This window comes from Peptococcaceae bacterium 1198_IL3148 (genome assembly GCA_036763105.1).
Taxonomy (GTDB): domain Bacteria; phylum Bacillota; class Desulfotomaculia; order Desulfotomaculales; family Desulfohalotomaculaceae; genus JBAIYS01.
In genome coordinates this window covers 1-13,287 of record JBAIYS010000014.1, presented here as the reverse complement: position 1 = coordinate 13,287, position 13,287 = coordinate 1, and the positions used below count along the sequence as shown (strand labels likewise).

13 protein-coding genes and 1 rRNA gene are annotated in these 13,287 nt (G+C 38.2%); 8 read left to right on the top strand and 6 right to left on the bottom strand.

The features are described from left to right. The 6 genes from mnmE to rpmH all read right to left on the bottom strand — a co-directional run bounded on the left by mnmE (window position 1) and on the right by rpmH (window position 3,541). Window positions 1-1,383, bottom strand: coding sequence for a tRNA uridine-5-carboxymethylaminomethyl(34) synthesis GTPase MnmE (gene mnmE / locus V6C27_12530; protein ID MEG6617235.1), 1,383 nt, complete (start codon window positions 1,381-1,383; stop codon window positions 1-3). Window positions 1,384-1,442: 59 nt separating this feature from the next. Then, entirely contained in the window at window positions 1,443-2,090 is a 648-nt protein-coding gene (gene jag / locus V6C27_12525) for an RNA-binding cell elongation regulator Jag/EloR (protein MEG6617234.1), read from the bottom strand. Then, complete coding sequence (locus tag V6C27_12520; protein ID MEG6617233.1) at window positions 2,087-2,746, bottom strand: YidC/Oxa1 family membrane protein insertase; 660 nt, start codon at window positions 2,744-2,746, stop codon at window positions 2,087-2,089. The genes jag and V6C27_12520 overlap by 4 nt, the downstream gene beginning before the upstream one ends. Before the next feature lie 32 nt (window positions 2,747-2,778). Beyond that, complete coding sequence (gene yidD, locus V6C27_12515) at window positions 2,779-2,988, bottom strand: membrane protein insertion efficiency factor YidD (protein ID MEG6617232.1); 210 nt, start codon at window positions 2,986-2,988, stop codon at window positions 2,779-2,781. A gap of 11 nt (window positions 2,989-2,999) precedes the next feature. Further along, on the bottom strand, window positions 3,000-3,341 hold the full coding sequence (gene rnpA, locus V6C27_12510; GenBank protein ID MEG6617231.1) for a ribonuclease P protein component: 342 nt from the start codon (window positions 3,339-3,341) through the stop codon (window positions 3,000-3,002). A gap of 65 nt (window positions 3,342-3,406) precedes the next feature. Next, entirely contained in the window at window positions 3,407-3,541 is a 135-nt protein-coding gene (gene rpmH, locus V6C27_12505) for a 50S ribosomal protein L34 (protein MEG6617230.1), read from the bottom strand. 355 nt (window positions 3,542-3,896) lie between these two features. Here rpmH and dnaA point away from each other — a divergent pair, with 355 nt between their 5' ends. The 8 genes from dnaA to V6C27_12465 form a co-directional block, all read left to right on the top strand. Further along, window positions 3,897-5,240, top strand: a complete 1,344-nt coding sequence (dnaA, locus tag V6C27_12500; protein MEG6617229.1) for a chromosomal replication initiator protein DnaA — start codon at window positions 3,897-3,899, stop codon at window positions 5,238-5,240. Window positions 5,241-5,475: 235 nt separating this feature from the next. Continuing rightward, complete coding sequence (dnaN, locus tag V6C27_12495) at window positions 5,476-6,576, top strand: DNA polymerase III subunit beta (GenBank protein MEG6617228.1); 1,101 nt, start codon at window positions 5,476-5,478, stop codon at window positions 6,574-6,576. 17 nt (window positions 6,577-6,593) lie between these two features. After that, a complete protein-coding gene (locus tag V6C27_12490; GenBank protein ID MEG6617227.1) occupies window positions 6,594-6,803 on the top strand; it encodes an RNA-binding S4 domain-containing protein in 210 nt (69 codons plus the stop codon). Between the two features lie 12 nt (window positions 6,804-6,815). Further along, window positions 6,816-7,919 carry a DNA replication/repair protein RecF gene (gene recF, locus V6C27_12485; protein ID MEG6617226.1) on the top strand — a complete coding sequence of 368 codons (1,104 nt, stop codon included), beginning with the start codon at window positions 6,816-6,818 and terminating at the stop codon, window positions 7,917-7,919. Window positions 7,920-7,939: 20 nt separating this feature from the next. Further along, the gene (locus tag V6C27_12480) at window positions 7,940-8,194 is read left to right on the top strand and encodes an extracellular matrix/biofilm biosynthesis regulator RemA family protein (protein MEG6617225.1); all 255 of its coding nucleotides are present in this window, start codon (window positions 7,940-7,942) and stop codon (window positions 8,192-8,194) included. A 122-nt stretch (window positions 8,195-8,316) separates the two neighbouring features. Beyond that, a complete protein-coding gene (gene gyrB / locus V6C27_12475; protein ID MEG6617224.1) occupies window positions 8,317-10,224 on the top strand; it encodes a DNA topoisomerase (ATP-hydrolyzing) subunit B in 1,908 nt (635 codons plus the stop codon). Between the two features lie 18 nt (window positions 10,225-10,242). After that, complete coding sequence (gyrA, locus tag V6C27_12470; GenBank protein ID MEG6617223.1) at window positions 10,243-12,684, top strand: DNA gyrase subunit A; 2,442 nt, start codon at window positions 10,243-10,245, stop codon at window positions 12,682-12,684. Between the two features lie 280 nt (window positions 12,685-12,964). Then, window positions 12,965-13,287, top strand: a 16S ribosomal RNA gene (locus tag V6C27_12465); the annotation flags it as partial.

Below are 13,287 nucleotides of genomic sequence, written 5' to 3'. Positions count from 1 at the left end.
TCATTTACCAATGCAAAAGTCTTTAAATATTTTGTCTACTAAATCTTCTCCCACAGTTGTTCCGGTAATTTCTCCTAAAGCTTCCCACGCACTTTTAACATCAATTGACACAATGTCCCCCGGCACATCTGCTTTAATACCGTTAATTATTTCTTGTACATGATCCCGGGCCTTTTCTAACGCCTGCTTATGTCTGGCGCTGGTGACCAAAACTTGATCGTCCACTGTGATTTGTCCACCCAATATTAATTCCGCAATTTGTTGTTCCAAACACTCTAGGCCCTGGGCGTACAAAGCTGATATTTCAATTATCGGTCCGGGCAAAAGTTTACTTATCTGATTCCGATCAATTTTAACATCTTTAACATCTATCTTATTAATTATCACCATGATTTTTTTATTTTCAATTAACTTGATTATTTCGTAGTCTTCTTCTTTAAGGCCTAAGGAAGCATCAACCACAAATAAAATTAAATCAGCTTCATTAATCAATTCCCGGGAACGCTCTACACCGATTCTTTCCACCAAATCATCGGTTTCCCTTAATCCAGCGGTATCAATAATTTTTAACGGTATACCGTTAATATTGATAATTTCTTCGATAATATCCCTAGTGGTTCCCGGGATTTCTGTTACAATCGCTCTATTTTCTTTGGTTAAAGCGTTAAGTATCGAGGATTTACCAACATTGGGCTTACCAACAATTACCGTTTTAACACCCTCTTGATATATTTTGCCGTTATCGGCGCTGGCTATCAGCTTGTTTAAATCGTCCTTGATATTACTACATTTTTGCACCACATCTTCTAAGGTTACTTCGTCAATATCATCCTCAGGAAAATCTATTTTTGCCTCTATTTGCGCCAAAATACCCAGCAAATCATTTTGTAATATATTAATTTGGGTAGACAAACGGCCCTGTAATTGGCCCATGGATATTTCCAACGCCTTTTCGGTTTTAGACCTAATAATATTGATGATTGATTCGGCCTGGGCTAAATCCAACCTACCATTTAAAAAGGCCCTCTTGCTAAATTCACCCGGTTCCGCCAAAACTGCACCGTTTTTTAGTACAATATTGAGTATCTTCCGCAGGGGCAAAATGCCGCCATGACAATTAATTTCAATAACATCTTCACCGGTAAAACTTTTGGGTCCCCGCATAATGGTCAGTAGCACTTCATCTATGGGCTGTTGGTTATTTTTATCAATCACATGCCCGTAAACCACACGGAAACCTGGTCCCTGATGCCAATTATTATTGTATTTGGGCTTAAATATTTTTTTAGCTATTTCTATCGATTCAGAACCACTGATTCTTACAATACCGATTCCACCTTCGCCCAGGGGAGTAGCTATCGCAGCAATAGTATCGTCCAGCAACTTAAAGCCTCCTAATGATTGAATATTGTTATTATTGTTCCTAAAAAACCCAGCAACATTTACTGCTGCTGGGTTTTTATCATACTTCTATTTTTGGGTGCAATAACGATTTTTCTGTAGGGCTCTTCACCTTCACTAAAGGTATAAATATCATCTCTGGTCTGTAAAGCGGTGTGGATGATACGTCTTTCGTGTGCATTCATGGGCTCAAGTACAATGCTTTTACCACGTCTTTTGGCTTTATCTGCTAATTTTGCAGCTAAACTGTATAAAGTTTCTTCTCTCCGTTTGCGATAACCTTCCACATCTAAAATAATTTTATATCTTTTTTCTAAATCTTTATTAACAGCTAAGTTAATTAAATACTGAAGGGCATCTAGAGTTTCCCCGCGGCGACCGATCAATACACCTAAGTCATCGCCTTGCATGTTAACCTTAATTACCTGTCCATCATTTTCCACTTGAAATTCCACAGGCAGTTCCATAGCTAGTACAATTTTTCTTAATAACTTAGTGGTTTTATTGACCGGATTTTCCTTAACAATTACTTTAATTCTAGCTTCTTTACCGCCAAATATACCTAAAAAACCTTTACTTGCCTGTTCTAGTACTTCATACTCCACATCTTCAAGGGATACTTCCAGTTTAAGCAAAGCAGAATTTAACGCGTCCTCAACGGTTTTACCAGTTGATTCTAATATTCTCATTGCTTAGCTACCTCCTTATCTGTAGCCAAGACCTGTCTATTAATATAATATTGCTGAAGAGTACCAACAATGTTAAACACAACCCAGTACAACGCTAAACCAGCAGGAACAGTTGCAGCTATCCAACCAATAAATAACGGCATCATGTACAGCATTGTTTTTTGTGTCTGATCCTGTGTGTTAGATGTTAGTTTAGATTGTATAAATGTAGAAACTGCAGCCAAGATTGCTAAAATAAAAGTTGGATCCTTCTCTGCCAGGTAAATTCCAAACAGGTAGGCATCTTGTTTATTAATAAAATCATAATCCAAAAGTGCCCGGTACAACGCTATTAAAATTGGCATTTGTACTAAAATAGGTAGACAACCGGACATCGGGTTGACATTATGTTCACGGTAAAGTTCCATAACCTTTTGCTGCATCTTTTGCGGGTCTTTATTTTTATACTTATCTTGAATTTGCTTTATCTTCGGTGCCAATTCCTGCATCATCTTCATTGACACCATTTGTTTTTTGCTTAACGGATACAAAGCCATTTTAATAATAATTGTCAGCAAAATAATAGCCAACGCATAACTGGGAATTCCAATTGTTCCCGTTAGTGCGTATAATGAATCTATTACAGTTCTCATTCCATTAACCAGTGTAGCCCACAAATTTGTACGCCTCCTCTAAAAATCCACACCAATCACACGGGGTCGTAACCACCAGGATGAAAAGGATGGCATTTTAACAATCGCTTTAGTGTTAACCATAAGCCCCTATTAACACCATATTTTTTTATTGCTTGTATTGAATATTCCGAACAAGTGGGGTAAAATCTGCATGTTCGTGGCTTTAAAGGAGAAATTACTTTTTGATAAAAATAAAGACACATCAACACCGCTCTTTTTAACAATTTTCATCGCCTCAATTTTTTAACTTTTCCAATATCCTAAACACGCTTTTTTCTAAAGCTTTATAATCACAGTTCTGAGCGGCCATCCTAACAATTATGATGTAATTAAATCCTTTTTCAAAACGATCCAAATTTAATCTGCAAATTTCACGCAATATTCTTTTAGTCCGATTCCTTTTAACAGCCTTGCCAAATTTTTTGCTAATGCTAAATCCAATGCGTGGTTCACCGCCAATGGACTTTAACTTATAGATAACTAAAAATCTATCAGCGGCAGATGAACCAGCATTGTATATTTTTCGGAACTCGGTATTTTTTTTCAGACTGACAAAAGTCTTTTTATTGTTACCCATTTATACCAACTATTATAAAGGATTTTTTAATTATAATAACCATTTGCGTTATCACCTATACAGCCTTAGGCTGATAACCTTTTTCTAGACTTCAGTCTTCTCCGCTTCAGAACATTCCGTCCGGATTTTGTGGACATGCGCTTTAAGAAACCATGCAATTTTTGGCGTTTACGTTTCTTTGGTTGATAAGTGCGTTTCATATATATCTACACCCCCTTTAATGTTATCAGCTGTCAAAAACAATTACTTTACAGACATACATTTCAATTATATATTGATAAGCATTTCCCGTCAAGAAATCTATCGCTTGTGCATAACTTTTTGTCCATTTTAGAAAACCTGTTGATAACTAAAGACAGTTTTGTTATTATTTATTTATTCACATATATTAAATTTATTTTATCAACAACCTGTGAATAATTTTGTGCATAACTTTGTTGATTGCTTCTTTACTTCGCCTCAGTTTTTGAGGCTTTTTTCGCGTTTCTTATGGTGTTAGCGCAGGTTGTTTAATAATAAGTTATTCACATTAAGTAGTCCACGGAGGTAACCATGCTGAAATATGAAGTTGTGGAAAGCTGGAATCATGTACTCTCTTTATTAGAAAAGAGATTGAGTAAAAATTCCTATGAGACCTGGGTAACTTCCCTTACCCCTTTAGGTTTGTTTAACGGTAGCATTATGATCGAAGTCCCCAACCATTTCTCAAAGGACTGGTTAGATGAAAGATATACTCCTTTAATCAAACAAGCCTTTGAAGAAGTGCTACAAAAAGACATTAATGTTCAGCTAATACTAGCCAGCGAAGTACCGATGGAATTTATCAGTACTCCACAACCTGTGGAAAAAAGTACTAACATTTCGGTGGATTTTGAAACCAGTCCACTAAACCCAAAATATACTTTTGATACCTTTGTGGTGGGTAATAACAACCGCTTTGCCCATGCGGCATCGTTAGCCGTTGCTGAAACCCCGGCTAAAGCTTACAACCCATTATTTATTTACGGCGGGGTGGGTTTAGGAAAAACTCACCTGATGCATGCCATTGGTCATTATATAGATCAAAATAATGCCAATTTAAAAATATCCTATGTTACTTCTGAAAAATTTACCAATGAGTTGATTAACTCCATTCGGGACGATAATCCGGCAGCATTTAGGAATAAATATAGAAAAATTGATGTTCTGCTTATAGACGATATTCAATTTTTAGCGGGTAAAGAAAGTACCCAAGAGGAATTTTTCCATACTTTTAACACTTTATATGAAGCAAATAAGCAAATCATTATCAGCAGCGACCGACCACCAAAAAGTATTCCCACCCTTGAAGACCGTCTGCGTTCTAGATTTGAATGGGGCTTAATTACTGACATTCAAGCCCCTGATTTTGAAACCAGAATTGCGATTTTACGCAAAAAAGCACAGCAGGAAGGTTTGGAAGTTCCGGATGAAACCATTAACTATATTGCCGATAAAATTAATTCTAACATTCGGGAATTAGAGGGTGCGCTGATTAGAATAGTGGCCTATTCATCTTTAACCAATAGAGCAATAACGCCAGAAATGGCAGCCGAAGTATTAAAGGATATTTTACCCCCCAGCAAACCGAAGGTAATTACCGTCAATTTAATTCAAAGGGTGGTAGCCGAAACCTATAAAATTAAATTTGATGATTTGAAGGCTAAAAAAAGAACCAGAGCAATAGCCTTTCCGAGGCAAATTGCCATGTATTTAGCCCGGGAACTGACAGACCTTTCTTTACCTAAAATAGGGGATGAGTTTGGCGGCCGGGATCACACAACGGTTTTGCACGCCTGTGAAAAGATTAATAAAGATATGGAAGAAGATATTGAGTTGCAAAACAATATTAAAAATCTAATCAAAAAAATCAAGGGTTAAAGATAGTTATTCATGCTATCAACACCGACGGTTAACAAATTGTGGAGAAGCCTGGGGATTTAACATTTTTATGACCACAAGGCCTAATTTTTACTAATAGTAACTAAAAAAATATCACCATTATTACTAACACTACAACAGCCTTGGGGCGTATGAGATTTTTAACGATATCAACAAATTCACAGCCACTACTACTACTACTACAATAAAAATACTCTTAATAAGGGGATTGCTTATGAGAATAAATACCACTAAAAATAATTTATTGTATGGTGTCCAAATGGTTCAAAGAGCAGTTTCTCCCAAGAACCCATTACCGATATTATCGGGTATTATGTTTCACGCTGATAATGACACTTTGAAAGTAACTGCCACCGACTTAGAAATAGGTATAGAATGTTATGTACCGGTTACAACTATAGAATCAGGCTCGGTTGTGATTCCTGCCAGATACATAACTGATATTGTCCGTAAATTACCAGATGTGCCAATAGATTTGATAACCGATGATAGTAATAATACAATTCTTTTAAAATACAGCAATTCTGAAGTTAATTTACATGGCATAAATGCTGAAGATTATCCTTCATTCCCCACAGTGGAAAATGATGTTTCTATTGAAATCGCAGCACCAGCACTAAAGGAAATGTTAAGGCAAGTATTATTTGCTGCCAGCACTGACGAAAATAGACCGGTCTTCACTGGCATACTTTTTGAAATCAAAAACAACAATTTATCATTGGTGGCCACCGATACACACCGTTTAGCTTTAAGAAAGCAGATTTTAAATGGTGACACTCCCGATAGCAAAGTGATTATTCCAGGAAGAACACTAAGCGAACTGGTACGCATCATGGGAAATAGTGACGAATCGGTAAAAATCACCCTCGGTGGTAACCAAGCTTTATTTACCCTTAAGGATACAGTACTGGTATCCAGGCTGATAGAAGGTCAATTTCCGGCCTATGATCAAGTGGTACCCAAAAACTATAAATCCAGATTAAGGGTTCGGGTTAAAGATCTACTTGAATCCACTGAAAGAGCTGCTCTATTGACCGCCAGTGGCAAACAAACGATAAAATTAAGTTGTCAGCAGGATTTACTTTTAATTACAGCGAATACAGAGATTGGCGGTATCCATGAAGAGGTAAACAGTTACCTGGAGGGAGAACCGATGCAGATAGCTTTTAATGCCAGCTATCTCACAGATGTTTTAAGGGCAATCGGCAAGGAAGAAATATATTTTGAGCTTAATGGTCCCCTCAGTCCCGGAGTGATAAAACCAGTTGAAGAAGATAATTATTTGGCTTTAATTCTACCTGTTCGTACAGTATAAGAGGTGAAACATACTTGATTAAAGAAATAGCAATCAAAGATAACATCAAACTGGATCAGTTTTTAAAATGGGCAGGTATAACCAGCACTGGTGGACAAAGTAAAGTTTTAATTCAATCTAATCAAGTAAAAGTAAATGGATCAATAGAAAACCGACGCGGTAAAAAGATTTTGCCCGGTGATATTGTGGAAGTAGACGGTATCGGTAAATTTAAAGTAGTTATTTAGAGGTGTTCCTGATTGAAAATATTAAAAATCAGGGCAGAGATGTTTAGAAATTATAATAATTTTGAAATAACGCCAAGCCCGGGTTTAAATATCATCACTGGTCAAAATGCCCAAGGAAAAACCAATTTGTTAGAAGCGATATATTTTAATTTAAATGGTTTTTCCTTTCGGGCAGCCAAGGATAAAGAACTAATAAACTGGCAAAGTGATTACAGTAATGTGATAGCAATTATCAATAACAACCAACATCAGTGGAAACAAACAGTGGCCATCAATGACAGCGGGCAAAAAAAATTTTTTATTAATGGCGTAGAGAAGAAAAAAAAAGAATTAGGTCATTCGGGTGTGGTATTATTTACTCCGGATGACCTTGCTTTAGTTAAAAGTTCTCCTCAAATTCGCAGAAAATTTTTAGATCAAGAAATTGGACCCTTTACCCCTGGGTACATATATCATATTCAACAATATAACAAAGTGATATCTCACCGTAATCGTTTATTAAAAAGTATAAGATTTAAAAAAGAATCGCTGGACATGTTAGAACTTTGGAATCAACAATTGGTGGAACTTGGAACCAGGGTGTTGTTAGACAGATTAGCCATTTTAAAGAAAATGGCACCTCACATTATCAAATGGTATCGTGTAATGACCAATGGCAAAGAAAATTTGGAAATTAGATACCTATCTTCGCTTAAAATTGAGCCACCGTTGGATGAAATACAGATAAAAAATAAATTTTACCAATTACTTAGAAATACCAGAAGCGAAGAAGTTAATAAATGTCAAACCTTATTTGGGCCCCACCGTGATGACATTGTTTTTTTTATTAATGGTAAAGATGCTAGAAACTATGGTTCCCAAGGACAACAACGTACTGTGGTATTAAGCTTAAAAATGGCTCAGGTTTCTTTATGGGCAGAAGAGCAGCACACAGAGCCGATACTTTTGTTGGATGATGTGTTATTTGAATTAGATAGGTTTAGGCAAGAGATGTTATTGTCAAAGGTGCAACAAGGTATTCAAACCTTTATTACCACAAGTCAACTGGCCACCAACATTAATTTAGCCAGCGATTACAAAGTATATCAAGTGAGTGATGGAGTGATTAGTACTTAATTATATGGGGAGGTTAGTTAATGTTTCTACATTTAGGCGGCGATGTCATGGTTCTGAAAAAAGATATTATTGCCATTTTAGATAGCAGAACCAAGCAAGCCACTGCAACTAATGAATTTCTAGAAATTGCCAAGGATGAGGAGTTTATTAAAAATATTGCTAGCGATAAAGATGTAAAATCGTTTATTATTACTAATAAAGAAATATATTTATCTCCAATATCATGTAATACTTTAAAGAAACGATCCAACAGTGTTATAGCAATCGATGATTAGCTTTAGTCATGATATAAAAACCGTGTAATTCACGGTTATTTTTATTGAAGGGGCTAAAACTTGAGAGAAAAGTCGCTTTATGGTATAATATGGTACTGAATGTTAAATTATGGAGGTCACTCATGGCGGAACAATTAAATGCCAAATATGGGGCAGAAGAAATACAGGTATTAGAGGGTTTAGAGGCGGTAAGACGCAGACCGGGTATGTACATTGGTAGTACCAGTGCCAGGGGTCTGCATCATTTGGTATATGAGGTCGTTGATAATAGCATTGACGAAGCGTTAGCTGGTTATTGTGACAATATTTTAGTGGTGGTAAACGAAGATAACAGCATTACTGTGCGCGATAATGGTCGTGGAATTCCAGTGGAAATTCACCCTAAAATGGGCCGGCCTGCAGTCGAGGTTGCTTTAACCGTTCTGCACGCCGGTGGTAAGTTTGGTGGCGGTGGTTATAAGGTATCCGGCGGTTTACATGGTGTTGGTGTATCTGTGGTAAACGCCCTTTCGGAATGGCTGGTTGTTGAAGTTCATCGCAACGGAAAAATACACAGGCAAAGGTACGAAAGGGGCAAACCGGTAACGGATTTACAAATTGTCGGCGATACTGATAAAACCGGAACCATTGTCACCTTTAGCCCAGACGGTGAGATATTTGAGGAATTGGAGTTCAGTTTTGATATTTTAGCCCAACGGTTGCGTGAGTTATCTTATTTAAATCGTGGTATAAAGATAACTTTAACTGACAAACGCCAAGACAAAGAAGAAATATATCTTCATGATGGTGGTATAAATGATTTTGTTAAACACCTAAACAAAAACAAAACCACCATTAACAGCACACCAATTTATTTTTATGGCGTTAAAGATCAAGTTTTAGTGGAAGTGGCCATCCAGTACAATGATGGCTATAACGAAAATTTACTGTCCTATGCCAATAATATCAGAACTATAGATGGTGGAACCCATGAAGTGGGATTAAAAACTGCCCTGACCAGGGTAATTAACGATTATGCTAGAAAACACAATATATTGAAAAACAATCAAAGTAATTTGATGGGTGAAGATATTCGAGAAGGCATGACCGCCGTGGTCAGTGTTAAAGTTCCAGAGCCACAATTTGAAGGTCAAACTAAGTCTAAACTGGGCAACAGTGAAGTCAGAGGAATTGTGGACTCGGTGGTGGCGGAAAGTTTGTCTACTTTTCTTGAAGAAAACCCCACCGCTGCCAAAAAAGTAATTGAAAAATCGGTGGCAGCCTCTAGGGCCAGAGAGGCTGCCCGTAAGGCAAGGGAATTAACCAGAAGAAAAGGTGCGTTGGAGAGTAACTCATTGCCGGGCAAACTGGCCGACTGTTCAGATAAGGATCCCTCAATATGTGAAATGTACATTGTAGAGGGTGACTCTGCCGGTGGTTCTGCAAAGCAAGGCCGTGATCGCAGGTTTCAAGCAATTCTACCGTTGAGAGGTAAAATCCTTAACGTGGAAAAATCACGGCTAGATAAAATTCTTGGCAATGCAGAAATTAGAGCAATGATTACTGCGCTGGGCACTGGTATTAGTGAAGATTTTGATTTATCTAAGGCTAGATACCACAAAGTTATTATTATGACTGATGCCGACGTGGATGGTGCCCATATCAGAACGCTTTTACTAACTTTCTTTTATCGTTTTATGCGTCCAATTATTGAAGCCGGTTACTTATTTGTTGCCCAACCACCTTTGTATAAAGTGACCAAGGGTAAATCTGAAACCTATGCTTACAGCGATAATGAATTGGAGCAACTACTTAAACGGCTTGGGCGTGATAAAGTAGCCATTCAGCGTTATAAAGGTTTAGGTGAAATGAACGCAGATCAATTGTGGGATACCACAATGAACCCTGATACCAGGACACTGTTACAGGTTGATTTAAATGATGCGGTGGAAGCCGATGAATTGTTTACCATGTTAATGGGGGACAAGGTTGAGCCTAGACGAGATTTTATTCATGAAAACGCAAAATATGTAAGAAACTTAGATGTTTAATTATTATGAGGTGAAAAGATGCCCGATTTAACTGGAAAATTAGTACCGATTGATATTGGCAAAGAAATGCGTCAATCATATCTTGATTATGCCATGAGCGTTATTGTTGGCAGAGCATTACCAGATGTTAGGGATGGGTTAAAGCCAGTACACCGACGAATTTTATATAGTATGCATGAACTGGGCTTAACTCCAGATAAAGGTTATCGTAAGTGTGCTAACATCGTTGGTAGAGTAATGGCTGACTTTCACCCCCATGGTGATGCATCCATCTATGACGCTTTAGTAAGATTGGCCCAGGATTTTTCAATTCGCTACCCCTTAGTAGATGGACATGGTAACTTTGGTTCGGTGGACGGAGATTCTGCAGCGGCAATGCGTTACACCGAAGCGCGTCTATCTAAAATAACGCTGGAATTACTCAGGGATATCGAAAAAAACACTGTGGATTATACGCCTAACTACGATGAAAGAACTAAAGAACCGGTTGTGTTGCCATCAAAACTACCAAATTTGCTGGTAAACGGTTCTGCGGGGATTGCTGTGGGTATGGCCACCAATATTCCACCCCATAACTTGGGGGAGGTAATAGATGGTGTTAACTTATTGATTGAAAACCCAGACACCACAGTGGAAGATTTAATGACTGTGATTAAAGGCCCAGATTTTCCCACCGGTGCGTTGATTTTGGGCACTAGGGGAATTAAATCGGCCTACCGAACTGGCCGCGGATCAATTAAAGTTAGGGCTAAAACAACCATTGAAGATATAGGTAAAGGTAAACAAGCCATTATTGTTACTGAATTACCATATCAGGTGAACAAAGCCCGGTTGGTGGAAAAAATTGCCGAACTGGTGCGAGAGAAAAAAGTAGATGGTATTACTGACCTAAGGGATGAATCAGACCGGACTGGTATGCGGGTGGTAATTGAACTTAGAAGAGATGTAAATGCTAAGGTATTGTTAAACCAGCTGTACAAACATACTCAACTGCAAGATAGCTTTGGTGTAATTATGTTGGCCTTGGTGGATGGTCAACCGAAAGTATTGAACCTGAAGGAAGTGCTATTCTACTATCTAGAACATCAAAAGGATGTTATCACTAGACGAACTAAGTATGAGCTGGATAAAGCCGAAGCCAGGGCTCATATCGTTGAAGGCTTGCGGATAGCTGTAAATAACATTGACGAAGTGGTGCAAATCATTAGAAGCTCTAAAAACACAGCAGAAGCTAAAGAGAGATTAATCAAAAGATTTGAACTCAGTGAGAAACAATCTGAAGCTATAGTTGAAATGAGACTGCGCAGCTTAACCGGTTTAGAAATTGAAAAACTGGAAAACGAATACCAAGAATTAATGGAAAAAATAGCATATTTAAAATCTGTATTGGCAGATGAAAAATTGATATTAGGAATTATTAAAGATGAGCTGGCAGAGATAAAGAAAAAATTTAACGATGACAGACGCTCTACCATTACTGGTGAAGAAGAAGAAATAGCGGATATTGATCTTATTCCTAAGGAAGACGTGGTAATAACTCTAACCAATTATGGTTATATCAAACGGATGCCACTGGACACATACCGCAGCCAAAGAAGGGGTGGACGGGGTATAACCGGAATGGGCACTAAGGATGAAGATGCGGTGGCCCATGTGTTCGCCACCACAACTCACCATTACATATTATTCTTTACCAATAAAGGAAAAGTGTATCGTTTACGCGCCCATGAGATCCCAGAGTCAGGGCGACAGGCTAAAGGAACTGCCATTGTCAACCTAATCTATATCGACAGTGATGAACGTATCAATGCAGTGATACCTATTAAACGCTTTGATGATGAACATTATTTGTTTATGGCCACCAGTCATGGGGTAGTTAAAAAGACTAGCCTGGTGGAATATGATACATCCCGGAGAGATGGCATCATTGCCATTAAACTGGATGAAAATGATCATTTGGTTAATGTTTTACTCACCCATGGAAATGAAGAGATTATTTTGGGAACTCAAAATGGGTTAGCAATTAGATTTTCTGAATCCGATGTTAGAGCGATGGGCAGAGTATCCCGGGGAGTAAAGGGAATTTCTTTAAGTGACGGTGACCTGGTTATTGGCATGGACAAGATTAGAGAGAACAGCTATATGCTTGTGGTGACCGCCAATGGTTATGGTAAACGCACCCCCATAGAGGAATACAGGAAACAAACCCGGGGCGGAAAAGGGATAATCAACATTAAAAACACTGACCGCAATGGTAAAGCGGTGGCACTGCAAATTGTTAGAGATGATGAAGAAATATTATTGGTTAGCGGTGATGGAGTAATCATTAGGCTAGAAACCAAATATATTTCAGTGATGGGCCGATCCACCCAAGGAGTGACTTTAATGAGATTGACAACGGGAGATCAAGTGGTGGCGATGGCCAGATTTCATGTGGAACCACGGGTAGAAGACCAATAAAGCAAATAATAAAGGGCTCAATTTTGGGCCCTTTATTATTTGCTAAGGGTTAAAAAAATATTAAAAAATAATTTTAAAATACCGTTGACACAGATTTGATTGAGTGGTAAACTAAATCTCGTCGCTGATGAGGCGAAGGCAAGTAAACAAGCAAACAGATCCTTGAAAACTAAACAGTAAGAGATGGATGTTGTAGAGGCTCAATTTATTGAGCCTAAATAAAGCAACACATGCAAAACGTTGATAATAATGAGCTAAATCAGCTTATTCATAAAAATATTTTATGGAGAGTTTGATCCTGGCTCAGGACGAACGCTGGCGGCATGCCTAACACATGCAAGTCGAACGGGGTTTAATTGAAAGTTTACTTTTAATTAAACTTAGTGGCGGACGGGTGAGTAACGCGTGGACAATCTGCCTATTAGCCTGGGATAACTCCGGGAAACCGGAGCTAATACCGGATAACATTTTTCTCCGCATGGAGAGAAATTAAAAGGTTTTCCGCTAATAGATGAATCCGCGTCCCATTAGCTAGTTGGTGGGGTAAAGGCCTACCAAGGCGACGATGGGTAGCCGGCCTGAGAGGGTGAACGGCCACACTGG